Annotated in this window: 26 protein-coding genes; 3 read left to right on the top strand and 23 right to left on the bottom strand. The window is 40.8% G+C overall.

Annotation, left to right across the window (positions count from 1 at the left end; all coding sequences use genetic code 11):
* Positions 1–27: 27 nt before the first annotated feature.
* The 4 genes from H7U01_RS02745 to H7U01_RS02730 form a co-directional block, all read right to left on the bottom strand.
* Positions 28–1,467, bottom strand: coding sequence for a 6-phospho-beta-glucosidase (locus H7U01_RS02745; protein ID WP_073949707.1), 1,440 nt, complete (start codon positions 1,465–1,467; stop codon positions 28–30).
* A 209-nt stretch (positions 1,468–1,676) separates the two neighbouring features.
* A complete protein-coding gene (locus H7U01_RS02740; RefSeq protein WP_073688410.1) occupies positions 1,677–2,228 on the bottom strand; it encodes a cysteine hydrolase family protein in 552 nt (183 codons plus the stop codon).
* A 64-nt stretch (positions 2,229–2,292) separates the two neighbouring features.
* The gene (gene codY, locus H7U01_RS02735) at positions 2,293–3,078 is read right to left on the bottom strand and encodes a GTP-sensing pleiotropic transcriptional regulator CodY (protein ID WP_002884784.1); all 786 of its coding nucleotides are present in this window, start codon (positions 3,076–3,078) and stop codon (positions 2,293–2,295) included.
* 267 nt (positions 3,079–3,345) lie between these two features.
* Positions 3,346–4,560 (bottom strand): pyridoxal phosphate-dependent aminotransferase, encoded by a 1,215-nt coding sequence (locus H7U01_RS02730; RefSeq protein ID WP_004183315.1) that lies wholly within the window; start codon positions 4,558–4,560, stop codon positions 3,346–3,348.
* 363 nt (positions 4,561–4,923) lie between these two features.
* Here H7U01_RS02730 and H7U01_RS02725 point away from each other — a divergent pair, with 363 nt between their 5' ends.
* Positions 4,924–5,376 carry a universal stress protein gene (locus H7U01_RS02725; protein WP_002884397.1) on the top strand — a complete coding sequence of 151 codons (453 nt, stop codon included), beginning with the start codon at positions 4,924–4,926 and terminating at the stop codon, positions 5,374–5,376.
* Positions 5,377–5,454: 78 nt separating this feature from the next.
* Here the strand turns inward: H7U01_RS02725 and H7U01_RS02720 are convergent, their stop codons facing one another.
* From H7U01_RS02720 to H7U01_RS02705, 4 genes are all read right to left on the bottom strand, one after another.
* Positions 5,455–6,207, bottom strand: coding sequence for a hypothetical protein (locus tag H7U01_RS02720; RefSeq protein WP_002891688.1), 753 nt, complete (start codon positions 6,205–6,207; stop codon positions 5,455–5,457).
* Between the two features lie 69 nt (positions 6,208–6,276).
* The gene (pflA, locus tag H7U01_RS02715; RefSeq protein WP_201041083.1) at positions 6,277–7,077 is read right to left on the bottom strand and encodes a pyruvate formate-lyase-activating protein; all 801 of its coding nucleotides are present in this window, start codon (positions 7,075–7,077) and stop codon (positions 6,277–6,279) included.
* 186 nt (positions 7,078–7,263) lie between these two features.
* Complete coding sequence (locus H7U01_RS02710; RefSeq protein ID WP_201041082.1) at positions 7,264–7,998, bottom strand: LPXTG cell wall anchor domain-containing protein; 735 nt, start codon at positions 7,996–7,998, stop codon at positions 7,264–7,266.
* 353 nt (positions 7,999–8,351) lie between these two features.
* Positions 8,352–9,683: a hemolysin family protein gene (locus H7U01_RS02705; RefSeq protein WP_013991098.1), complete on the bottom strand. Its 1,332-nt coding sequence runs from the start codon at positions 9,681–9,683 to the stop codon at positions 8,352–8,354.
* 109 nt (positions 9,684–9,792) lie between these two features.
* Between H7U01_RS02705 and H7U01_RS02700 the strand changes: the two genes are divergently transcribed.
* A complete protein-coding gene (locus tag H7U01_RS02700; protein WP_037599137.1) occupies positions 9,793–10,575 on the top strand; it encodes an ABC transporter ATP-binding protein in 783 nt (260 codons plus the stop codon).
* A gap of 98 nt (positions 10,576–10,673) precedes the next feature.
* On the opposite strand, the gene H7U01_RS02695 is transcribed toward H7U01_RS02700, so the two are convergent.
* A complete protein-coding gene (locus tag H7U01_RS02695; RefSeq protein WP_201041081.1) occupies positions 10,674–11,837 on the bottom strand; it encodes a hypothetical protein in 1,164 nt (387 codons plus the stop codon).
* Positions 11,838–12,092: 255 nt separating this feature from the next.
* Between H7U01_RS02695 and H7U01_RS02690 the strand changes: the two genes are divergently transcribed.
* Complete coding sequence (locus H7U01_RS02690) at positions 12,093–12,413, top strand: hypothetical protein (RefSeq protein WP_013991101.1); 321 nt, start codon at positions 12,093–12,095, stop codon at positions 12,411–12,413.
* A gap of 32 nt (positions 12,414–12,445) precedes the next feature.
* On the opposite strand, the gene H7U01_RS02685 is transcribed toward H7U01_RS02690, so the two are convergent.
* The 14 genes from H7U01_RS02685 to dinB all read right to left on the bottom strand — a co-directional run bounded on the left by H7U01_RS02685 (position 12,446) and on the right by dinB (position 25,066).
* Complete coding sequence (locus H7U01_RS02685) at positions 12,446–14,512, bottom strand: cation:proton antiporter (protein ID WP_201041080.1); 2,067 nt, start codon at positions 14,510–14,512, stop codon at positions 12,446–12,448.
* Positions 14,513–14,520: 8 nt separating this feature from the next.
* The gene (locus H7U01_RS02680; RefSeq protein ID WP_002891697.1) at positions 14,521–14,763 is read right to left on the bottom strand and encodes a hypothetical protein; all 243 of its coding nucleotides are present in this window, start codon (positions 14,761–14,763) and stop codon (positions 14,521–14,523) included.
* Positions 14,760–15,308 (bottom strand): tRNA (mnm(5)s(2)U34)-methyltransferase, encoded by a 549-nt coding sequence (locus tag H7U01_RS02675; protein ID WP_037599133.1) that lies wholly within the window; start codon positions 15,306–15,308, stop codon positions 14,760–14,762. Before H7U01_RS02675 ends, H7U01_RS02680 begins: the two co-directional genes overlap by 4 nt.
* Positions 15,305–16,249, bottom strand: a complete 945-nt coding sequence (locus H7U01_RS02670) for a TIGR01212 family radical SAM protein (protein WP_037599132.1) — start codon at positions 16,247–16,249, stop codon at positions 15,305–15,307. Before H7U01_RS02670 ends, H7U01_RS02675 begins: the two co-directional genes overlap by 4 nt.
* A gap of 85 nt (positions 16,250–16,334) precedes the next feature.
* Complete coding sequence (locus H7U01_RS02665; RefSeq protein WP_049553866.1) at positions 16,335–17,411, bottom strand: SepM family pheromone-processing serine protease; 1,077 nt, start codon at positions 17,409–17,411, stop codon at positions 16,335–16,337.
* Entirely contained in the window at positions 17,389–17,886 is a 498-nt protein-coding gene (coaD, locus tag H7U01_RS02660) for a pantetheine-phosphate adenylyltransferase (RefSeq protein WP_049553865.1), read from the bottom strand. The genes H7U01_RS02665 and coaD overlap by 23 nt, the downstream gene beginning before the upstream one ends.
* A 31-nt stretch (positions 17,887–17,917) precedes the next feature.
* Complete coding sequence (rsmD, locus tag H7U01_RS02655) at positions 17,918–18,517, bottom strand: 16S rRNA (guanine(966)-N(2))-methyltransferase RsmD (protein WP_201041079.1); 600 nt, start codon at positions 18,515–18,517, stop codon at positions 17,918–17,920.
* Positions 18,518–18,607: 90 nt separating this feature from the next.
* Positions 18,608–19,561 carry a thioredoxin-disulfide reductase gene (gene trxB / locus H7U01_RS02650; protein WP_255296714.1) on the bottom strand — a complete coding sequence of 318 codons (954 nt, stop codon included), beginning with the start codon at positions 19,559–19,561 and terminating at the stop codon, positions 18,608–18,610.
* Between the two features lie 32 nt (positions 19,562–19,593).
* Entirely contained in the window at positions 19,594–19,818 is a 225-nt protein-coding gene (locus tag H7U01_RS02645; protein WP_002884393.1) for a DUF4059 family protein, read from the bottom strand.
* A 211-nt stretch (positions 19,819–20,029) separates the two neighbouring features.
* Complete coding sequence (locus tag H7U01_RS02640) at positions 20,030–20,773, bottom strand: amino acid ABC transporter ATP-binding protein (protein WP_002884313.1); 744 nt, start codon at positions 20,771–20,773, stop codon at positions 20,030–20,032.
* The gene (locus tag H7U01_RS02635) at positions 20,773–21,519 is read right to left on the bottom strand and encodes an amino acid ABC transporter permease (RefSeq protein WP_139723797.1); all 747 of its coding nucleotides are present in this window, start codon (positions 21,517–21,519) and stop codon (positions 20,773–20,775) included. Before H7U01_RS02635 ends, H7U01_RS02640 begins: the two co-directional genes overlap by 1 nt.
* 387 nt (positions 21,520–21,906) lie before the next feature.
* On the bottom strand, positions 21,907–22,737 hold the full coding sequence (locus H7U01_RS02630) for a transporter substrate-binding domain-containing protein (protein ID WP_201041078.1): 831 nt from the start codon (positions 22,735–22,737) through the stop codon (positions 21,907–21,909).
* 215 nt (positions 22,738–22,952) lie between these two features.
* Positions 22,953–23,843: a peptidase gene (locus H7U01_RS02625; RefSeq protein WP_195413544.1), complete on the bottom strand. Its 891-nt coding sequence runs from the start codon at positions 23,841–23,843 to the stop codon at positions 22,953–22,955.
* A gap of 116 nt (positions 23,844–23,959) precedes the next feature.
* A complete protein-coding gene (dinB, locus tag H7U01_RS02620) occupies positions 23,960–25,066 on the bottom strand; it encodes a DNA polymerase IV (protein ID WP_201041077.1) in 1,107 nt (368 codons plus the stop codon).
* Positions 25,067–25,296 lie beyond the last annotated feature (230 nt).

The raw sequence follows: 25,296 nt of genomic DNA, 5'->3' as shown, positions 1-25,296 counted from the left end.
GCCAGACCAGCACACAACTCAAATGCACTATTCTACAGAGGCACCGTTACTTGCGATAACTTCTTTGTACCAGTTAAATGATTTCTTCTTAGAGCGTTTAAGACTACCATTACCATCGTTATCTCGGTCCACATAGATGAAGCCATAACGTTTCTTCATTTCACCAGTTCCAGCAGAAACAAGGTCGATACAGCCCCAGGTTGTGTAGCCCCAAAGCTCTACACCATCTTCATTAATAGCATCACGCATAGCCTTGATGTGGGCTGCCAAGTAGTCGATACGATAATCGTCTTCAACATAACCATTTTCATCTGGTGTGTCCACAGCACCAAGCCCATTCTCAACGATAAACATCGGTTTCTGGTAACGATCCCAAATAGCATTGAGGGTAATACGAAGACCTAGTGGATCAATTTGCCAACCCCACTCTGAAGCTTCCAAATATGGATTTTTAATAGAGGCAAAGATATTGCCAGCAGTCTTTTCATTAACCTCTGGATCACCTGAAGCCACACGACTTGCATAATAAGAGAAGGAAACGAAATCAACAGTATGCTCTTTGAGAAGGGCCAAATCTTCTTCAGTCATCTCAAGCTCAATGCCATCACGTTCCCACTGTTTCTTAGCATAATTTGGATACTCTCCACGAGCTTGAACATCAATAAAGAAATAGCTACTACGGTCTTCTTGCATAGCTGCCCAGTAGTCACGTGGGTGGGCTGTATTTGGATAATACTGCCCTGCTGCTAACATACAACCGACCTTATTTTCAGGGTCAATCTCATGGGCCAATTTCGTCGCCATAGCTGAAGCCACCAACTCATGGTGAGCCGCCTGATATTTAACCTGCTCCTCATTCTCACCCTCTTCAAAGCAGAGTCCTGCTCCCATAAATGGGGCATGAAGAATCATATTGATTTCATTGAAAGTGAGCCAGTACTTAACCAAACCTTTAAAGCGTGTGAAAAGGGTACGGCAAAGATTTTCATAGAAACCAAGCATCTTACGATTACGCCAACCACCATACTCGGTAATCAAGTGCATTGGACAATCAAAGTGCGTGATCGTCACCAAGGGTTCAATGCCATGTTTGTGACATTCCTTGAATAAGTCCTCGTAAAAAGCAAGCCCAGCTTCATTTGGCTCAGCCTCATCACCCTTAGGAAAAATACGTGACCAAGCAATAGAAAGACGATAGGTCTTAAAGCCCATTTCACCAAAGAGAGCAATATCTTCCTTGTAACGGTGGTACATATCGATACTTTCCTTGGCCGGATAAAAATAACCATCCTCAAAATCAAACATCTTGCGACGTCCAGTAATAATCGAAAGGCGATCCTCACCAATTGGCACCACATCAACATTGGCTAAACCACGCCCATCAGCATCATAGGCACCTTCACATTGGTTGGCTGCTGTCGCTCCACCCCACAAAAATCCATCAGGAAAAGTTAATTTTTTAGTCATTATTCTACCTCATATATATTTCGACTTAATACAGTAATAGTATACAATAGTCTGTAATCGTTTTCTTATAGTAAACTACGGAAAACTGATACTATCCTATGATTTCAGATGAAGAATTGAGAGTAAGGTTACTCCTACATTCGATAAGAGCTGACTTCAATTCCTCTCCCTATTATTACAATGATCAAAAAAAGAGTAAGAACTATCTCTTACTCCACAATTGTTGCTCCAAGAACATTTTTAAAATGTCCAATAGCAAAGTCATGTGCTTCAGGCGTCAAGGAGGCTGTTGCACTCTCTACCACCTCGATATCATAGCCCAAATTATAAGCATCAATGGCCGTATGTAACACACAAATATCTGTTAAAACTCCCGTCAAAACAACTGTCGTCACACGACGCTCACGTAAACGAATATCTAAATCCGTTCCGGAAAAGGCTGAATAGTGTCGCTTGTCCATCCAAAAGACACGATGGTCGTCCTTGATGGCATCATATACACCAGCTAACTTACCATAAAGTTCTCGCCCAGATGTCCCTGCAATATTGTGAGGTGGAAAGAGTTTAGTCTCAGGATGGAAGGTATCTCCTTCATCATGTCGATCCATGGCAACAAAGATATAATCCCCATTGTCATAGGCTTCTTGAGTTACCTGAGCAATACGATCTTCAATGGCTTGGGCAGGCTTACCAGCCGTCAACTTCCCATCATCTGCCACAAAATCATAAGAGTAATCAATTGATATCAATGCCTTTGTCATGCTACTTTCTCCTTTTAAAAAAGTGGGGCAGGTCCTCCTACCTCACTCTCTTTCAGTATTCTTCTTATTCGTATTCTTTCAATTTGTCGTAGATACCTTCGTTAAGGACTTTAAGATAAGTCCCTTTCATACCGAGTGAACGACTCTCAATAATACCAGCTGATTCCAACTTACGAAGGGCATTAACGATAACTGAACGCGTAATTCCGATACGGTCAGCGATAACAGATGCTGTCAAGCGACCTTCCAAACCGTCCAACTCGTTCAAGATAGCTGAAACTGCCTTGATTTCTGAGTAAGACAAGGTATTAATAGCCATGTTAATAGCTGTTTGTTTACGAATCGTTTCTTCCAAGTTCTCTGTTTGAAGGTTCAACAACTGCAACCCAACTACCGTAGAGGCTATCTCAACCAAGATAAGATCTTCATCCACAAAATCATGATCGTTACGCCAAATGATGAAAGAACCAAGACGCATACCACCACCATAGATAGGAGCAATTGTAGTCAAACCATCTGGGAAGTCATCTTTTGACTCCACTGGGAAAATGGTCAAGTCACTGTCAATACCAATGTTTTCTTGAGTATCATAAACACGGCTGATACCACGTGTGTATTCTTCTGGAAGTTGTTTAGCTTCAAAAAACTCTTCCACACGATCATTGTTGGTTTTGTACTTCATGGCAAAACCAAGGAGAGCACCACCACCATTAACGATAGCAGCGTTACAATCAATGATATCCGCCAATTGAGCAGCCATGTTGTTGTATGGAAGATCTCCTTCCAAGCTGTCTACTGAGCGTTGCAAGATAGATGTAATTTTACGTGTTTTAGCCAGCAAATTTGCCATATTTATTGTCTTCACTTTCTATTGTAGTCATAATAATATCAAGCCTTGTACTAATCTTCTGCGTCAAGACTCACTAGCCCTATCATTATAGCACACTTAACCCAGAAATTGCAAACAATTGTCTGAAAATTATTTATTATTCTACTATTCATTATATTAAGTATATTATGGCATTTTTAGGAAGACTGTTTGGATTTTGCTCAAATATATCCCCTTTTTAGGAACAATAAAAACCGGACAAGCCTTATTGTCCAGTTTTTTAAGGAATTAGCGCTTGTAATATGACAAGACTCGTTCGATTTTATTCCCGAGATCAGCCAACTCTTCCACACGAGGAAGATAGACAATACGGAAGTGATCTGGTTCATTCCAGTTAAAGCCTTTACCTGGAACTAGGAGAACCTTCTCCTTCTTCAAGAGACGAAGACAGAATTCTTCATCATCTTCAATATCATACATGTTACGGTCAATCCTAGGGAAGATGTAAAGCCCTGCATCTGGCTTAACAGCTGATAGCCCTGGAATAGCGTTTACGGTATTCGTGATAAACTCACGTTGTTCATAGATACGCCCACCAGGAATCAAGAGCTCATCAACGGATTGGTAGCCACCAAGTGAAGTCTGAATAACGTGTTGAGAGAGCACGTTGGCACAGAGACGCATGTTAGCCAACATATTAAGCCCTTCAATATAGCCTTTGACATTCTTTTTAGGTCCAGAGAGAACCATCCAACCCACACGGAAACCACAGATGCGGTGAGACTTAGAAAGACCATTCATAGACACGCAGAAGACATCTGGTGCAAGACTAGCGATTGCAGTATGTTTCTTACCATCCATAACCAAGCGGTCATAAATCTCATCCGCAAAGATAATCAAATCATTTTGTCGAGCAATATCCACAATCTGTTCAAGAACATCCTTAGGATAGAGCGAACCTGTAGGATTATTGGGATTGATGACTACAATTGCCTTAGTATTTGACGTAATCTTTGATTTGATATCATCAATATCTGGATACCAGTTAGATTTTTCATCACATACATAGTGTACGGCATTACCGCCTGCTAGACTGACACAGGCTGTCCAAAGAGGATAATCTGGCATTGGGACCAAGACCTCATCTCCATCATCAAGCAAGGCCTGCATAGATATGGAAATCATCTCTGAAACACCATTACCAATATAAATATCATCAATATCTACATTTGGGAATCCCTTTAACTGGCAATACTGCATAATCGCCTTACGAGCTGAGAAAATCCCTTTACTATCCGAATACCCTTCACTGTTACGAACATTCATAATTAAATCACGAATGACTTCATCCGGTGCTGTAAAGCCAAATTCCGCAGGATTTCCCGTATTAAGACGAAGAATCTTTTCACCGTTAGCAATCATACGGTTAGCTTCATCCAAAACTGGTCCACGAATATCATAGGCAACGTGTTCCAACTTTGATGATTTATCAAATGTTTTCATAAGTTAATCCTTTCAAAAGATACTAAAAGCAGATACATCTAGCAGAAAATAAGAAAATTCAACACCTGATGGGGATTTCCACTTTTATTGACACCAACTTTATTTAGGCTCAGCCATTTGGTATCATTTCTGAAGACTTGTCTTCCAATTGTTTAATTATCATGTTTCTTACGAAGCTAATAACAGATTGTATTATACCTCTTTTTCATGCAATCTTCAATTTTTAGATAATACTGAAATCTTCACATTACTACGGACATCCTAAAGTAAGCAGTCAAAAAAAGATTTCAGAAAATCCATAACAACGCTTTCATTTTTTAAATTAAAGGAGTATAATAAAGCTAAAGATAGGAGGTAGAGCTTATGTCTCAACAATATGAACGTATTATGGTAGCTGTCGACGGTTCTTACGAATCAGAACTGGCCTTTATTAAAGGTGTGCACGTTGCAAAACGTAATAATGCTCAGTTACTATTGGTACACGTTATCGATACACGCGCCCTTCAAAGCGTTGCGACTTTCGACTCTTATATCTATGAAAAACTAGAAGACGAAGCTAAAGCTGTTTTGGCTGACTTTGAACGCCAAGCCAGAGAAGCTGGTTTAACCAAGATTCGCAAAGTTATTGAGTTCGGTAATCCTAAGAGCCTCTTGGCTGTTGATATCCCTGATAAGGAAAATGTTGACCTTATTATGGTTGGTGCCACTGGTCTCAATACTTTTGAACGCTTGCTTATTGGTTCATCTTCTGAATACATTCTCCGTCACGCAAAAGTTGACTTGCTCATTGTTCGTGACTCTGAAAAAACACTTTAGTCACCTCTCACAAGCACCTCTGGTGCTTTTCTCATACAAAAAAGAACCGAGATTTTAACTCTCAGTTCTTTTTTTGTTCTATTTTTCAGACTTTGCTGATTCAGACATCACTTCTGACTCTGAAGTTGACTGGCTTTCTTCGACCAAGTCTTCACTAGCAGATTGACTTGAGGCACCTGCTTGCTCCAAAGCAAGGCTAGTTGAAAGGCTCTCACGCTCTGCTTCCTGACTAAGGCTAGCTTCAACAATCATGAGTTCCTTTTGACGTTCTGTTTCACGAAGGTATTCACGTTCTTCTAGCTCTTCCTGGCGACGTCTTTCCTGCTCAAGTCTTTGAGCTTTTTGACGCTCACGCTTAGCATGACGTTTTTGCGTCTCATCAATCAAGACTTTAGTGTTGTCTTTAATATGCATCCACTTAATAAGACGAACTAAGAGTCTCCATAGGAAAACAATAATCGATTCTGCGAAAAGAAGAATCTCAACCAGAATAACACCTAGCAAGCTCCAAGCCATGAAGAGTGTAATCAATAATTGCGTGAAAATCTTCTTCAAGTCACCCAAATGATTGTTGTGAATATTAAGAGTCTCAAGGAAAAGATCTAAAATTCCTTGCAAGAGGTGTGATTTAACAGATTTGTCTCCCTCTAAGCTCAAGTCCGTTTGAACTTCTGCCGGAGTAACAACGGTCAAGTCCCCATCTTGGTAGACATCAATACGGTCTCCTAATTTTATATCAAAATCAAAAAGCTTGCGATCTATTTTCTTAAGTCGCCCGTCAGGATGACTGAGATAAACAAAGTCATCATCAAATTTTAAAATACGAAACATAATTTACCTGCTCTTTATTGCTCCCTAAATAATAACAAAGTTAAAAAGCCCTTGTCAAGAGCTTCTTTTTCAATCCAAGGTTTTAACACCGATACGATTTTTATACTCTTGATACGTTTCAGTGTGCATGAGAGCTTTGGCATTTTTGACCCGATCTGCTGTTGGTGGTTTGATCCCTTCCAAAGGATATGGAATACCGAGCTCACGCCATTTGAATTCACCCATTGTATGGTAGGGAAGGATTTCAAATTTATCAACATTTTTCAAGGTCTTTACAAACTCGCCGAGCTTAATCAAGTGTTCATCAAAGTCTGTCAAACCAGGTACCAAGACATGGCGAATCCAGACTGGAACTTGTTTATCAGACAGATATTGAGCAAATTCCAAGATATTCTTATTAGGTTGACGGGTCACAAACTTGTGTTGTTCAGGATCAATCTCTTTGATATCCAGTAGAACCAAGTCAGTTACAGCCAAAAGTTTGTCAACAACTTCATGATACTCAGGAGTATTGCGGTAAGCAAACCCACAAGTATCAAGCGTACAGTGAATTCCTAGCTTCTTAGCCTCTGTAAAGAGGGCAGTGACAAAATCAATCTGAAGCATGGCCTCACCACCTGATACAGTGATACCACCATGCTCACCCCAGAAATGACGGAAACGAAGAGCCTCATCTAAGACATCTTCAACTGTACGTTCAACAGCCTTATTTGACTCCATAGCCCAAGTGTCTGGGTTATGACAATATTGGCAACGCATCTTACAGCCTTGCATGAAAACAATAAAACGGATACCCGGACCATCTACGGATCCAAAACTTTCGGTTGAATGAACAAGTCCAGTCACCTGACTGTAATCAATTTCTGCCATGGCAGCCTCCTTGTAAACGCTTTTTACATGTTTTTATTATACCTTTTTTATCGGAAACATGCTCCATATCTGCCTGAATTCAAGCAAAGGTTATACTATAATACATCTAAAATTAAATGATATCTATACTATACCAGAAGAAAAACAAAAAAACTGGAAAAATCCAGTCTTTTATCATCTATATTATTAGGCACGTTTCTTAAGACCCAAAAAGGCTGCAACAGCAAGGAAGAATGTTCCTGCCAATGTCAAGATTACTGTTGATGCTTCACCAGTCTTAGGAAGTGTAACTTCCTTACCTTTAGCATCTTTACCAGTCAATGTACCGTCAGCATTCACTTTGAATCCTACTGCTTCAGGAGCGACAACACTTGTTGTACCATCAGTGTTAGCGATGACAATTTGGCTGTTTTGTGTAGACACAATTGTTTGACCAGCTGCAGTGACAACTGGAGCTGTTGGTGTTACGGTAACAACAGGTTGTCCATTAACGTTCACTGCTGGAGTTTCAGGGGTTTGAGCTGCTTCACTTGTCCCTTTATCAGTTGGTGAGGCCGGTTCTTCTGGCTTATCGGCTGGTTTCTCAATTGGTTTATCAGCTGGTGTTGTAGATGAATCAGCTGTTGGAGCCGGTGTCGCAGGTGTTTCTGGAGTTGCTGGTGTTGTTGGTTCAGCTGGTACTTCAGGAGCTGTAGGTGTTGTTGGCGTTGCCGCACCTGTGTTTGAATCATTGCTACGAGCCAAGTCACCATCACTTGGAGCTGTTGAAGGACCTGTTGCTGCACGATCTGTCGTTGGTTGTGTAAGAACAGCATCATTTGTCGCAATACCGTCGTCCGCAAAAGAAGTTACTGGTACAAAAGCTCCTAGGGTAAGGGTGAGTAAAAGCAAGCTACTATATATAGATTTTTTAGAAGCCATTAAGATTCTCCTTTTTTCATTTATCAGTTAATTTATATTCTACCATAAAAAAGTAATAAAAGACTGTTTTAATTAAAATCTTATTTATTTTTATTCTAAATCTATCGATACGCTAAAATATGTTAGAGCATCTCCAAAATTATAGTTCTTTTTCTGACAAAGTCTAGCAGTTTGGATAGGTAAAAAAGGCTTTATAACGTGCTTTATAGATATTTTCTAATCTTATTATTTTGATAAGCGGATATTCCAAGATAGATAAGAAAAAGCACTTTCACTCATAATGAGAGAAAGTGCCTAATTAGTAGATAGTCGCTTTTGAGTTCCAACATATTCTAATAAAAGCGTGGAAAAAACTATTCTTCTGCCTCTTCTGGAGCTGCCGTGATGATTACCTTAAGTTTGGTTACGCGACCATCCTTAACCTTATCATTGATAAATTCGAGGTGTTTGTCCTTGTTGATAACTGAATAGTGTTCCTTGACTTCTTGAGTTGGGATGGCCCCCACACCAGTCAAATAATAACCTGCGATAGTATCAACGTCATCACTCTCAAGTTCTGTATCAAAATGTTCATTGAAGTCGTTAAGAGTCATAGCTCCTTCGACAATATAAGTATTCTCACCAATTTCACGAACTTCCACACTAGTTTTATCTGTTTCGTCGTCAATCTCACCAACGATTTCTTCCAAAAGGTCCTCGAAGGTAACAAGACCAGCAACGCCACCGTATTCATCAAGCAAGATAGCCATCTGATTATTGGTGTTACGAAAGGCCGCCAAGAGATCATCTACGAAGATAGTCTCTGGAACAAAGAGAGGTTCGTTCATGATTCGACGAAGTTTGATATTTTCAAAACCAAGTTCAAAACCTGCTTTTAGAAGGTTTTTAGTATGAATGACACCGATAATCTTATCCTTGTCATCTTCGTAAACAGGGATACGTGAGAAACTTTCCTTGAGAATAGCTTGGATATTTTCTTGAGTATTGTCTTCGATATCAATCATGAAAGCATCGGTACGAGGGACCATAACCTCACGTGCCATCAATTCATCAAGAGAGAAAATCCCCTGGAGCATTTCAATTTCTTCAGCCTCAAGTGTATCTTCACTCTTGGCCAACATGTACTCAATCTCATCCCGAGTCATCTGCTCATCCGCATCATCAAAGGTCATAGGCGTCAAATGAGACACAAGATTTGTCGATGCTGAAAGAATCCAAACAAAGGGACTAACAATCTTACCAGTAACAATAATAACTGGTGCTGAGTAGATGGCTAGATTTTCCTTGAGGTTCATAGCAATACGTTTAGGATAAAGTTCCCCAAAAACAATCGAGATATAGGTCAAGACAACCAAAGAAATCATGCTACCTGCTGTCTTAGCCCAGGCTGCATGACCAAACCAAGTCGCTATCACTGCACCTAGTGAAGCGGAGAGACTAGCCCCTTGTAAGAGACTGATAAAGGTAATACCAACTTGAATGGTTGATAAGAAGTTATTTGGATTTTCAAGAACCTTGAGCAGGCGAATAAATTTCTTATCGCCTTCTTCAGCCTTTTGTTCCACACGTGAACGGTTTAATGATACTAAAGCCATCTCTGATGCTGAGAAAAAGGCCGTAAGCAAGGTTAATATTAGTAATAAAATAGATTGAAATAATAAGGACTGACCACTGGAGTCTTCCATTTTTTCTTCTCCTCTAAAAAAATTCTGACTTCCATTATATCACAATTTCCCAATATAGGTTCCTATTTTATGCTATAATTAGAGTAATTTATCATCGAAGGAGAGACTTATGTCACTTATACGCTTAGAAAATGTCAGCTTGGCCCGCCAAGGAAAAACACTTTTGTCTGGCCTTAACTGGACAGTTGAAAAAGGTCAAACTTGGGCTATCCTGGGACTTAACGGTGCTGGAAAATCAACTCTCTTACGTTTGTTGACAGCTGAATTCTTCCCTTCTGAGGGAAAGGCTGAGATACTAGGCTACACCTTTGGGAATGGAGACATCACAGGTCTTCGTCAACATATCGGTATCGTCAGCTCCTTCATCACTGAGCGTCTTCCTCAACATATGACAGCTGAAAAAATCGTCCTTACTGGTAAATACAAGAGCTCAATCCTCTACAAGGCATATGGGGATAAGGAGTTGCAAGAAGCCAAGGACATGCTGACCTCACTTGGTGCTGGAGATTTGATAGGTCGTAAATACCATGGCCTGTCTCAAGGAGAAAAACAAATTTGTTTGATTGCTCGCAGTCTCATGGAAGATCCTGACATCATTATCCTTGACGAAGCGACTGTTGGCTTGGACCTATTTGCCCGCGAAAAACTCTTACGTCAGATTGACCGTATCACCTCGCTTCCACATGCTCCATTGGTTCTTTACGTCACCCACCACGCTGAAGAGATTACTGAAAAAATGGACCACATTCTCCTACTCCGTCAGGGAAGAATCGTGGCACAAGGACCAAAAAACGATATTATCACACCGGAAGTTCTAGCTGACTTCTACCAAAATCCTGTTCAAATTATCCCAATCGACGACCATCGTTTTTACATTAACCCTCTTTTATAGAGACAAGTCATAAATTAACTTGATTTAGAGCCAATTCTAAAACAACATCAAAACAACAAGTCCCCCAGATAATGTCTAGGGGACTTGTTCTTTTATCACTACTCCTCTTTTATTTTCGATACGCCGTACAAAATTAAGGCTGGAACGATGAGCTGTTCTATAGAGCTTCTTGCAACTAAAATAAATAACATAGCAACTATATATAGACGGTTTTTGTCAGCAGTTCTTATGGCATTTGGAAGCATCACAGTAGGAATAATAATTAATGGAATCATCACGATGAAGTACATAAACCAACCGATACCTGCTAAGGGATTGGTTTCATCAGTAGGATAATTGAAAACTGCAATTATATTAAAAACTAAATTCCTCAAGGATAGAATAAAAGCTGTCCAAAGCCAAGGAGAATGAAGACTTTGAGGATTTGGTTGTCTTTGGCTCTCCGCATAATCATAAACCTTACGCTTTTCAATGACTGGTTTGGTTCTTTTCTCCACCAGCAGATCATCTTCACTCAACTCAAACCCATACTTCTTCTGCCATTTTTCAACTAGTGTGGAAGTGTTGCCGTTTGTACGATAGACAAGATAGGATGATACTACTAGTAGAAAAAGAGAGACATCAGTAATGATATGGTCAACCAAGAAACCATAAACCAACTCAAGTAAACTAGTAACTATGATAAGGATTGAAGAAATTCTTAATTTCTTTTGGTTTTCTTCAGTCATCAATATAAGGAGTAGGAAGATACTTGCACACTCTAATATTGGATACAGTATGTAAGTAAGACTACTTAAATCATCTAAATCAATATTTATATAGTGTGTGCTCCATACCACAGCAACCATCCCTAATCCAATAAGGGGAACAGAGGACTGCCAAGCTGACGAACTCTTAAGAGAGGCTAAGAGTGTTGGAAGCTCTGTCTTCCTAATCGTAATGACAAGCCAAATTAGGCACATAATAGTTAAAACTGGGGAAACCAACCAAGGCTTAAAAATGGAAGCCGGTATGATGAAATAGGTAACTAGCTGACAAATATGGAAGGCAAGCACAGCTAAGACGCCCTCAGCTTTCCGCTTGTCCTTCAAAAGCCTAAAAACAAACCATACTAAAACGACTTGCTGTGGAAGTTGAGAACTTAGTACAGATACAGAATTGAGCGTTTCATACTCAAAATGCAAACCATAAGACCTAAGCATAGAAAGAGCTAACAATACTTCAAAAAAGATAAGTATATAATACCAAGTTTTTCTGGACATACAACCCCCCACCTTTCATTTAATCTTAGAGAAAACATCTTTCAATATCATTATACTCTTTTTTATGTAAGCGTTTTACCTTTACAGTGAAATATTTCCACTTTTCTTTACTTGATAACAAAACAGTCCTTTTTGACCGAATAGATTCTAGAATGAACCACATAGACAAATGATATTGTCCGTAAGTTAACCTTTTGATAATTTAGTAGGTGTTAAAGCAAAATATCTTTCAGATATAGAAAACGAGGTAAAAACATGACTAAAGTAATAGGTATTGGATTAATCGGTACAGCAGTAACAGTTATCACTTACAGTATTCTCGGCTTCCCCAAATTGGAGGTGTCCCTTTGGCCACTCTTTCCAGTCGCTCTTTTTGCTTTCTTTGCAATAGAAAATCTTATCAAAAAAGATTATAAATCTAGCCTCATGAGTACTTTGATTGGTTTAATGATTGCTAATGCAATCTATGACTTGCTCCCTATCTCAAACAGTATCCTGATTGTTGCAGGAATCCTAACATGCCTAGGACTGGGCTTTCTTTTTCCAAACCACGATAATGAAAAAGAGAGACATTAAAAAGAAGCCAAGAAAAATCTTGGCTTCTTTACTTAAGCTCGACCTCGAGCCAGATTAATCATATCATAGGTTAACGTGTTGCTAGTTTCTTTGAGAGAGTAATCCTCCAAAGTATTGACTTCCTTACGAAGCTGCTTGGCATAACGGCTAGAGATAAACTCAGCCTGCTCGTACTCGTTGATAACCTTACGTTCCAAATAGTAGCCTCGTAACATTTCATCGACATTGTCTGGATGAAGGTGGGTGATAACCCGCTCAACAAAGGCACCTGATTGAATTATTTCAGCCTCTTGAAGTCGATTGCGCTTCAAATAAGACAAGAGATCTGAATGATAAACACCTTCCAGATTACTCAAGGCTTCTAAAATCTGCTCCGTATTTGTTAAATAAAGTTCAGCCATATGGTCACGGTTTTCTTCCGTCAACCTAGGCCCCCTCCTAGTTTCATCCTGATTAATACGAAACTTGAAAGTAAGAGCCAAGTGCAACAATCTACGAAGGCCACGCACAAAGACAGCTAGAGCGTAAGAAAGACTAGAGACAAAACCACGGTTAATACGACGCTCTAAGCTCTTGATATAACGTTGGTAGAGATTGTATTCGAGTTCTGAAATCTTGCCCTTCTTGTAGGCATATTCCAGACCCTCACTCTCAATTTCCATAATCATGACTCGGATATTGGCCAACTCTTCTTTGACATCATTTGATTCCTGCTCCAAGATTAAATCTTCCAAGCGTTGATTGTAGTTGTCAATAGTAGCATAGACAGCTCCTTGATTAGTTGACTGTTTTAGATCTTTTTCCAACTCACCGACCACATCATTAAGAATGGCAATCTGCATATAATGGTTGGTTGTGTGCGCTGGTCCAGTGGCTAGCTTAGGTAGGACTAAGATACCTGTTAAGAAACTTAATAAAGTGACACCCGCTACCGTAAAGAGCAAGAGACTATGTTCCAAAGCTGTCATATTGGCAACCGGAAGCAAAAGGATGGTTGCTATCGAGACCGTTCCTTTGACCCCAGAAAAGGTTAAAAGAGTTGCACCCTTCCAGATTTTTTTCAGTGATCGTTTGGCCCTCCAAGCTCTTTGGGCAAATACCGCACTAATCATAACAAAACGAATGCCAAACATGGTCGCTGTTAAAAGGACGATAGCAAGAAGCATCCAGAGATTATCGTAGGTAGTGCTACGCAGTACTGGGGCTGCTAGGGTTGGAAGTTCTGTTCCCAAGAGGAAAAAGACCATGCCATTAAGCATGAAGGTAATGGTTCCCCAAATCGTATGAGAAACACTATCCAACTTAGCATCAAAAACGGTGATTTTTTTAAAGCGACTGGCAAGTGAAATCCCTGCTACGACAACAGCAATAATTCCGGAAGCATGAATTTCCTCGGCTACAAAGTAAGAGGAAATCGGTAGTACCAACTCTAGTAAGAGAGCACCTGTGACATCTGCAGCATCCATATTGTCCAAAATGGTCAAAAAAAGACGATTAAGTAGGGCCGTAATCAAGCCAACTAAAAAACCACCAAGCACAGAAATAACCAAATTCCAGCTCGCATCAAGGAGGGAGAAAGCACCCGTTGTCAAAGCGGTCACCGCCACCTGAAAGGCAACCAAGCCAGAGGCATCGTTTAGAAGTCCTTCACCCTGCAAAATATAGCTAATCCACTTTGGAAAACTGAAACGTTTAGAAATAGCGGAATAGGCAACCAAATCTGTTGGTCCAAGGGCAGCACCGATGGCTAGGCAGGCAGACAAGGGTACCGAAGCAGGCAAGACGGCCTTAGCAAGATAACCGATTCCCAAGGTAGATACAAAGATAACTGGAAAAATCAAAAATAGAATAAGTTTCCAGTTACGTAAAATACTGGTAATATCACTTTCTTCACCCTCACGAAACAGCAAGGGAGCAATAATGAAAGCTAGAAAAAGTTCCGTTTCAAGCTCGAAAGCACGTTCCTTAAAAAGAAAACCGATACCCACTCCAAAAATAATTTGAATCAAGGGTAGGGGAAGACGTGGAAAGACACGATTAATAACGTTCGATAAAATCAAGCTGAAAAGAAGAACAAGCAAAGCTAACGATAGATGCATAGCTCCTCCTACCCTTCCTTATGACAACAGTTTGAGAATAGTTCTTTTTGCTTACTAATTTTTTTATCAATGGCAGTGACATCTTCCTTGGCTAAAAGTTTATGGCAACGTTCGACCTCAAGACTAGCTAACTTTTTCTTGATCTTAGCCGTTTTACGATTATCAACCTTTTTCAAAGTACCCTCGGCACTCTGCTTATCAATATATTTGGCCTGCATATCTGCAAGTTTTTCTTTAATATCTGTAATCATTGTAATTTCTCCAACATCACCAAAAATGGTGGGGTATTAATTTGATTAAGGGGTTGGTAAAGCATGGCTGTAAAATCACGCTGGTCCAAACCAATAACGTACTCTATCACAGCATCCTTCTCCATATCGCCACCATCATGACCGTAGTAAATCATAATAGCCAAGCGTCCACCCACCTCTAAGCGGTCAAGAATCTTCTCAATAGCTTCAAGAGTCGTGTGAGGTTTGGTGATGACACTCTTGTCTGCAGATGGCAGGTAGCCCAGATTGAAAATAGCTGCTCGAATAGATTCCGTGACATAATGGTCCAGATTTTCGTGACCATCTAAAATGAGTTCCGCATTTTCAATTCCCAGGTCTGACAAGCGTTGACTGGTCTTTTCAAGCGCCTGCTCCTGCACGTCAAAGGCATAAACCTTCTTGGCAAGGCCAGCCAGAAAGGCTGTATCATTGCCATTTCCCATGGTCGCATCGATAGCTATACTCTCATCATCCAGCACTTCTGCTAGAAAGTCATGAGATAGATGAATGGGGCGTTTAATCATGCTTTTTCCTCCTTGTCGCTAACTACTTTACACCCTTGCCATGAGTCACGACGTTCCATCTCTCTGTCAATGGCATTAAGGACTTCCCACTTGTTGAGACTCCACATAGGCCCAATCAGCATATCTCGCGGCGCATCACCAGTAATCCGATGAATGACGATATCCTTAGGGATGATTTCCAACTGGTCACAGATGATAGACACATACTCTTCCTGACTCAGCAATTTAAGACGCCCCTCGTGGTAGTCTCTTTGCATACGCGTATTGGTCATCAGATGGAGCAAATGGAGCTTAATTCCTTGAATGTCATTATCAGTCACACAACGGCGGACATTCTCCACCATCATCTCGTGAGTTTCTCCTGGCAAGCCATTAATCAAGTGCGATACAATTTCAGCCTTGGGCGCACGCTCACGCACACGCTTAACCGTCTCTACATAGAGATCATAGCTGTGTGCTCGGTTAATGAGCTCTGACGTTTCTTCATAAGTCGTCTGCAAACCAAGTTCAACAGTCACATGCATACGTTCTGTGAGTTCTGCCAGATAATCAATCACATCATCTGGCAAACAGTCTGGGCGAGTTCCGATATTGATGCCAACCACACCAGGCTCATTGATAGCCTGTTCGTAGCGGTCCTTGATAACTTCAAGCGGAGCGTGGGTATTGGTAAAATTTTGAAAATAAACCAGATATTTCTGAACTTCTGGCCACTTACGGTGCATAAAGTCAATCTCATGGTAAAACTGCTCACGAATCGGCGCCTCAGGAGCTACAATGGCGTCCCCAGACCCCGATACCGTACAAAAGGTACAGCCACCGTGAGCCACTGTGCCATCACGGTTGGGACAATCAAAGCCCGCATCTATAGGAAGTTTGAAAATCTTTTCGCCAAAAATTTCACGATAGTAATCATTGACTGTTCTATAACGTTTTTTCATAAAGACTATTATAACACTTTGATCTTAAAAAGAGAGTAAGACTAGGACAAAAATCATGGATTTCTGCCTGTCCTACTCTCTCTTCTTACTTAGTCTTTTTCAAATAATCAATGGCTTCTTGAGCTGTTTTGACAGGGACGATTTTCATCTTGGTCCCCAGTTTCTTGGCAGCTTCCTTGGCCTCTTGATAGTTAGTCTTGGCATCCGGATCAGCCTTTTTCATTTCCTTAGTTACTGGATTATTTGGCACGAAGAAAATATCTGCACCACTATCGGCCGCTGATTTCACCTTGAGGTAGGCCCCACCGATATCACCGACAGCCCCATCCTTTTCAATAGTGCCTGTTCCAGCAATTTTACGGCCAGCCTTGAGGTCTTGACCAGACACCTGATCGTAAATAGCCAAAGTAAACATAAGCCCCGCACTTGGTCCACCAACACCATCAAGTTTAAACTTCACGTTTTCAGGACTCTTGACCTCAGTATGATCCGTCAAACCAATACCGATACCATTTTTACCATTAGCAATCTTAATAATCTTACCAGTAGCAGTCTTTTCTTTGTCATCTGTCGTATAAGTGACCTTAACCTTTGAACCCAGCTTAAGTCCTTGAACGTATTTAATCAAGTCAGTAGAATTATCAAAGGTCTTGCCATTGACAGCTGTCACCGTATCCGCAATATTAAGGACACCCTTGAAACTAGAATCATCAGCCACCTGAAGCACATAAACACCCATATACTCCAAGCTAGCCTCCTTACCAGCCAGAGTCAAGCCCTGATAAATCGCCTGGTTTTGGGAAGTCTCCATGTAGAATTGATTGATACGCATGAAATCTTCATCAGAGTAATTTCCAGTCGCCTCTTCAGCTGTTTGAAGCTTTGCAAAATCATTAAGCTGAGCATAGAGCATGAGGGCCAAAGTTGCCTTGGTTTGAGCCACCGCCACAAAATTGTAGGATCCTTTTGAATCATCAGCTTTCTTATCTACAGTCAAGACTTCCTTAGTATCAAAAGCCCCACCTGGAAGCTCAACATAATAATTATTTAGCGGGAAAAAGAGAGCAAACAGGAGGAACAGTACCGTAAAAATACTTAACAACCACCACTTAATACGCCAAATTTTCCCTAATAGTGATTTAGATTCGTTCTTGTTTGCCACGCTTGGCCTCCACTTCCTTAACAACTGCTTGAGGAACATAAGAACTAATGTCCCCCTCAAAATAAATCAACTCACGCACACGACTCGAGGACACTGGTGTCACCTCATGACTAGCAATCAAATAAACCGTTTCAAGCTCAGGCGCCAGCCCCTTATTGAAATAATCCATATTAGCCTCATAGTCAAAATCTGTCGCATTACGAAGGCCTCTAACCAGATAAGTCACCCCAAGATCCCTGGCGACATCTACAGCCAGACTATCGTGGGCCGTTATAACCTTGACATTGGGAAGATCTGCTACAACCTCTTCCAAGATACACTTGCGAGTCTCAATGTCCCAGAAGCCCTGCTTATTTTTATTATAAAATAGTCCAATATAGAGCTCATCAAAGAGCTTGCTGGCTCTGGCAATAATATCCATATGCCCATTGGTAATTGGATCGAAAGACCCCGTAAACATAGCAATCTTTGTCATAGCATTCCTTTCTACAACTTCCCTACAAAGGCTAACGCACGTAAACGGTCACCTTACTGATACCATAGGTTTTCTGCTTCCAAATCCCAAAGTTTGAAATTTCTTCAGGCAAGTCCACAGTCTTATCCGTCTCGCAAACCAACATAACTTCTTCAGCCAAGAGCCCTTGCTCCTCTAACTGAGTAATATTAGCCACAATCTGCTCTTTGGCATAAGGCGGATCTAAAAGCACCAAGTCAAATTGACCCGTCAATTGTGTCAATGCACGCGCTGCATCCATCTTCAAAAGTTGAAACTGCTTCTCACTCTTGGTCATCTTGATATTTTCCTGGATAATAGCTTGTGCCCGACGATCCTTTTCCACGAGGACAGCAGACGACATACCACGACTGATAGCCTCAATAGTCAGGCTACCGCTCCCAGAAAAGAGATCCAAAACACGCCCTCCATCAAAGAAAGGACCAATCATATTGAAAATGGCACCCTTGACCTTGTCCGTTGTTGGACGAGTCGTTTTGCCTTCTAACGTTTTAAGCGGACGTCCGCCAAATTCACCTGCTACAACACGCAAGTCAGTCACCTCGTTTTTACTGATTTTTAGTAAGACTTTTCTATTATACCAAAAAACCACACATAGATGTTGCTCCAAAGGAGGCTAGAATGGCTAAAGAGCATCAAACAAACACAAAAAACTCGAGAACCTCCCGAGTTTCCATTCATGTTACTTATCACCAAGTGCAGTCACGTAGTTGTAGGCTTCGATACCAGCTGTGGCACCATCCCCTACGGCTGTTGTAATTTGGCGAAGGTCTTTCTGGCGGACATCCCCAATGGCAAAGATACCAGGAATACGTGTCGCCATCTTATCATCTGTAATTACCCAACCATCTTGGTCAGTGATGTCGAGACCTGTCAAGTAATCTGAAACTGGATCAAGTCCCACATAAACAAAGACACCGCCAAATTCGTGGTTAGTCACCTCACCAGTTTTGACATTCTTGATATCAACACTGCGAACCTTGATGTCATCACCCTTGATTTCTTCAACAACTGAATCCCAGATAAACTTGACCTTTTCATTGGCGAAGGCACGGTCTTGAAGAACCTTTTGGGCACGCAATTCATCACGACGGTGAACAATAGTCACGCTATTGGCAAAGCGTGTCAAATAAATTCCTTCTTCAACGGCAGAGTCTCCACCACCAACAACCAAGAGGTCTTGATTACGGAAGAAGGCACCATCACACACCGCACAGTAAGATACACCACGGCTGTTGTACTCTTCTTCACCAGCAACACCAATATGACGGTGTTTAGCACCGGTCGCAATGATAACTGTCTTGGTTTGGTACTCCTCATCACCAGTTTTGACAACTTTATAGTCACCCTTGTCTTCGATACCAGACACAATACCATAAAGATTTTCAACGCCCAATTTTTCCAAGGGTTCAAACATCTTCATTGACAATTCTGGACCAGAAATACTTTCAAAACCAGGGTAATTTTCAATATCAGACGTGTTATTCATCTGTCCACCAGGAGCACCTTGCTCCAAAGTTGCCACTTTAAGGTTGGCACGAGCTGCATAAAGTGCTGCAGTCATCCCCGCAGGACCAGCTCCAATAACAATTGTATCGTACATGAGTAACTCCTTATATGATTTTCTTGTAGAGATATCTTACACCTAATGTGCCAACAAAGCTAGAATTATGCATTCAGCACGATAAGAATCGCCATAAAAGCAAATGCCAAAACTGGAATCGAAACCATCGACATCATAATAGCATCATAGAGGGCACCTTGTCGCTCCTTAACTGTCTTGTCAGCACGACGTAACGCACGCCATCCAAGCCAAATGGCACCAATCACCAAGCACACAAAGAAAGCAATCACAAGGCCTAAGAGATAAAATTTAAAAATATTTAATAACATAAATCATCCTAAAGTGAAAAATAGAAAAGGCTGAGATAACATTCTCCAACCTCTAAATTCGACTAGTAATAACTGCACGATGCAGCCTCTGATTGGACTATAGTCGCCTTTGAAACATTCAAAAGTTCCTAATCATCCTTGTGGGATTTTGACTATGGACTAAACTGTAGGCTTATCCCACTACCTTTTCTATTGTAACAAAAATCCCATCTTAAAGATATTGTTTTGAATAAGAAGCGAAAAATTCTTTTGTTCGTTCTTCTTTTGGATGGTTAAAGACTTGTTCAGGTGTTCCTTGTTCAAGGATATGCCCTTTTTCAAGAAAGAGCACCTTGTCAGCTACTTGATAAACAAAGTTCATGTCGTGACTAACCAAAATCATGGTCTGACCTGACTTAGCCGCATCAGCGATTGATTTTTCAACCTCACCAACCAACTCAGGGTCAAGGGCAGATGTCGGTTCGTCAAGCAAGAGTACATCAGGCTTCATTGCAAGGGCACGAGCCAAGGCCACACGTTGCTTTTGACCACCTGACAAGTGACGTGGGTAGTGATTTTCACGATTAGAAAGCCCAACCTTAGCGAGCTCTTCTTTAGCAATCTTGGTAGCTTCGTCGTCAGAAAGTTTCTTAACAATCTTAAGACCTTCCTTAACATTATCCAAGGCTGTACGACGTTCAAAGAGGTTGAACTGTTGGAACACCATGGACAACTTACGACGAAGAGTAAGGATTTGCTCTTTGGTAATTGTTTCGAAATCTACCTTGAAATCATCAATGGTAATGGTACCAGAATCAGGCTGTTCCAAATAGTTCAAGCTACGAAGGATAGTCGACTTCCCTGCACCAGAGGCACCAACAAGAGCTACAACTTCACCCTTTTCAATGTCAATATCAATGCCATCGAGAACCTTTTGTCCTGAAAATTCTTTGGTCAAATTTTTGATACTAATCATTAGCGGTCACCTCCAATTCCAGAAATGTCAGTCACTTCAGGCGCCTTAATGGCCATGTGATTTTCAACTGAACGACCAATGTACTCAATCAAGATTGAGATTGCCCAGTATACAAGAGCCACTGAGATATAACGTTCAAAGTAACGGTAGTCGGCACCACCCAAGATTTGAGCCTGTGCATACATTTCGACGATACCTGCACTAAAGGCAAGTGATGTTCCCTTAGTCAAACCAATCAAACTGTTAATCAAACTTGGTGTCGCTATAACTGCCGCATTTGGAATGATGACACGACGGTAAACTTGTGCTGATGTCATCCCAAGAGAACGGGCAGCTTCGATTTCCCCAGCGTCAACGGCCTGAATCGCTGCACGGATGGTCTCACTCATGTAAGCTGCTTCATTAAAGGCAAAGGCTGTAATAGCAAAGATAGCTGGTGGAATCTCATTAATGTTCCAATCTAAGCCGAACTCACCATTCAAGTAACGAAGGAAGAGTGGAATACCATAGTAAGTCAACATGAGTTGTACAAGGATTGGTGTCCCACGCAAGAAGCTCACAAAAACGGCTTGAATTGGATAAAGGATACGTACTCGATTGATTTTAACAACCGCAAAGACAAGGGCCAAAATCAAACCGAAGAAGGCACCTGCAATAGTCAATCCCAAAGTTAAAGGCAAGCGTTCCACAATCTTAGGAACAGCATCGAAGACAGCCTTCCATGAGAAGAGCTTACCAGCTGGCATCCAAGATGAAATCCATTTGAAGACAACCGTAACCAGTTGCAAAACATAGCCCCAAAGGATTTCCACTAGCCATGATAAGGGAATGGCTAAAGCAACAGCTACTGCCAAACCAACCAAGCCAAGGATAACTTGGAGATACCAAGGTGACCGATTAAATGCTTCTATACTCTTTTTCACAATGTCGCCCTTTCTTTCTAAAAAAGTCGGTTAGCCTAGTGCTAACCGTTCAAATATCTTATCATAAATTTTATAATATTCATTTTAGCACGACTCAGAAAGTCTGTGAAATAGTCTTTTCTTATCAAAGTGATAAGGAAATCATATCACTGATAATTCAGCTTTATTAACGTCAAAAAGCTGAGACAGCAGTCTCAACTTTTAACAGTCTTATTTCAAATTACTGACGTAATCACCACCGAAGTATTCCTTGCTGAGTTTGACAAGTGTTCCATCCTTCTTGAGCTCTTTGATACGTTTATTGACAAAAGTCTTGAGGTCCTTACCTTGCTTATCATTTGAGAAAAGAAGATATTCAAGACCATCAGTCTTCATACCGATATCGTCTTTAATCTTGTTTACTGCCAACTTATAGCCTTGATCTTTGACAATGTACTCAGAGGAAATGGCATCATAAAGTATAAAGTCAATTTTTCCTTCTTGAATGTGTTGAACACGTGTTGAAAGACCAGTTGAGCTAGAAGCGTAGTTGATTGTAATTGGTGTCTTGTCCGCATTGGCATGGTTCCAATTTTCAAGCAATTGAGCATAGTTAGAGCCAGGAAGCACCTCTGTCGTCTTACCAGACAAATCGTCTAGGCTGGTATACTTGGTCCCCTCAGCACTAGTGATGGCGTAGTTAGAACGTGAAATCGGATCTGAGAAACCATATTTCTGCGCACGTTCTTCATTGTAGTTGAAGTCATTAGCCGCAATCTGATAACGTCCAGAATCCACCCCTGTCAAGATGGAATCAAAAGGCGTCGTCACAAACTTGACCTCATACTTGTCTGAGTCCTTGAAAATAGCCTTGACCAAATCAATATCATACCCCTTGAAGTCGTCACCTTTTTTGAAAGTGAAAGGCGCCGTATCAGAGTCTGTCGCAACAGTAATCGTCTGCTTCTCACCAGATGCCTTACCGTCACTCTTGTTTCCACAAGCAGCCAAAGTCAGAACTGATAAGCCAAGAATTCCTAAACCTGCAAGCCATTTTTTCATATCTATATTCCTCGAAACTTTCATTAATAGTTAGTGATAACAGTTTACCATCTTCATCCAAACTCGTCTAATAATAAAATCCTAAGTGGTGATAGATAAAGGTTATAGGGGTAAGGGTAGAAATAACAAGATAGAAAAGAGTTGCCACACCAGTGACAACTCTTTTCGTCCAAAACAGCTTTCCATACATGTTTAACATCAAATCCACTAAAACTCTACTTATCCTTATCTGATGACTTACTGCTTGAGTCGCTACTGTCTTCAGGTTGATAGTCTGACAAATTCTTATGGATACGTTCGGCGTAAACGGCTCTGCTTCCTGATTCGTCATGGTCGACCAAGGCTTCGGCAAGCTCTTTATAATCTTCTACAGAAATAGTCCAGTTTCCACCATCATCTTTGGTAAGCTTGAAGGTCTTTTCCAGATTATCAGCACCTGTCAAAGGTGTATAGGATATTTCTTTATCAATGTCCTTAAATTGCGTCAAATCACCGTTAAAGTTTTCACCATAAAGGAATTTCGTTGTGAGATCTTTGGCCTTACCTTTTTCCACATCGTTGTTATCAGCTTGATTCCATTGTTTCAACTTGTCTATGTCGTTGTCATAGAGACTCATAAGGAGAGTACGAACAGCAGCTGCAGCTCCATAGGCACTAACAGAACGTGAAGTAAAGGTAACTGTCGCATCATTTCCCTTAACTTTGACATCCTTCAGCTTATAGTCCTGAATCTTACCAATCATATTACGACGGACCTTAAGGAACTTAGAAAGTACTTGAGTTGGAGTCTTGGCATCATAGCCTTCAATGTATTTAAACGTATACTTTTCTTCCGGTGTATACCCCTTCTCTTCAATAGTGTCTGCAACCTGTTTTTCAAAGACATTCGTTTCAGTCCAGGTTTCGTAATTTTCACCGTAGAGTTTTGAAAAACCGTTACTAGATTTTCCAAGCATGGTATCAATTAAAACTGTCGCATCAGCCTTGGCACGTTCTGTCGGAGTTGGTGTCGCCTTTTTCTTCTCAGCTGGTTTATTGGAAGCACAGGCTACAAGAACCAAGCAGGTTGCTAAAATCAAGCCCAGATAAGTAAAAACTTTTTTCATTAAGATTATTCCCTCATTTCTATTGGTTACTATTTAAGATAGCATAGGTCTGATGATTCTTCAAGGTCACTTTTCAGGGTATGAAGCAAAACTCTTCCTATTATATTGTTTTTAAATCATGACTCCAAATCATCCAAATCTAACTGCCTGCCCTCTTGGTCCTCTAAACCTGTCAGGGTGACACCTAAGAGGCGAACACCACTGCTATTTTCCTCCAGTTGATCAAAAATGGTATGAGCAATCCTTTCGATGGTGTCGAAATCCTGGGTCGATTTGTCCAAGGTCATACGCTTGGTTAAGGTTGAGAAATCCGAATAACGGACCTTGATGACAATAATTCGACCGACTTTTTTAGTTTTCTGAGCACTTTCAGCTACTCGCCTAGCATTCTTAGTCAACTCAGCCTTGATGTCATCTTCATTATAAAGAAGCTTGCCGTAGGTTCGCTCACTTCCGATAGATTTACGGACACGATTGGGCCTAACAGGACTATTGGAAATTCCCCTAGCCTTTCGAAAGAGATCAAATCCAAAACGTCCAAAACGATCAATCAGCGTCATCTCAGGGATCTTCAAAAGATCGGCACCAGTGTAAATGTCCATATCATGAAGACGTTCAACTGACTTTTTACCTACCCCATGAAACTTTTCAATAGGGAGCTTTTCCAAAAATTCCTGAGCCTCCTCTGGAAGCACCACCGTCAAACCAGCAGGCTTTTGAAAATCAGAGGCTAGTTTGGCGATAAATTTATTATAGGAGACGCCTGCTGAACAAGTCAGGTGAAGTTCCTGCCAGATATCATACTGGATAAGCTTGGCTACCTTAACCGCCGATTTGACACCAAGCTTATTTATCGTCACATCAAGATAGGCTTCATCGATAGACATAGGCTCAACCAAGTCGGTATAGCGTTTAAAAATCTCACGAATCTGCATCCCTACCTCTCGGTAATGGCTATAATTTCCTGAGATAAAGACAGCGTTAGGACAACGTTCATAGGCTTCCTTAGAAGACATGGCTGAATGGACACCATATTTTCTAGCCTCATAATTACAAGTTGATACCACACCACGTCCCCCTGTTTTTCTAGGATCATGACCGATAATAACCGGCTTGTCCTTAAGACTGGGGTCATCCCTCATCTCGACCTGAGCAAAAAAGGCGTCCATGTCAATATGGATGATTTTCCGACTGGTATCATTTATTAGAGGAAACTCTAACATGGCTCCCTGCCTCCTTTCTCAGATTTATCTCATTGTAAAGCTTTTCACATAAAGCTTTGGGCCTACAAAGCATTCTCCCCTTATGATACCAAAATCTATCAAAAAACAGAAATTTATAATACAGATTTGTCGTTTTTAAAACTGTATTATAAAAGAATGTCTCTAAAAACAGAGTTTTAAAGTTGTGTAAGCGTTTACTGTGTGATAGAATACTTCTAGAGAATGTAACA

It is taken from the genome of Streptococcus sp. 21.1, assembly GCF_016648635.1.
Classification (GTDB): Bacteria; Bacillota; Bacilli; order Lactobacillales; family Streptococcaceae; genus Streptococcus.
This window is presented reverse-complemented; position numbering and strand designations above follow the sequence as displayed.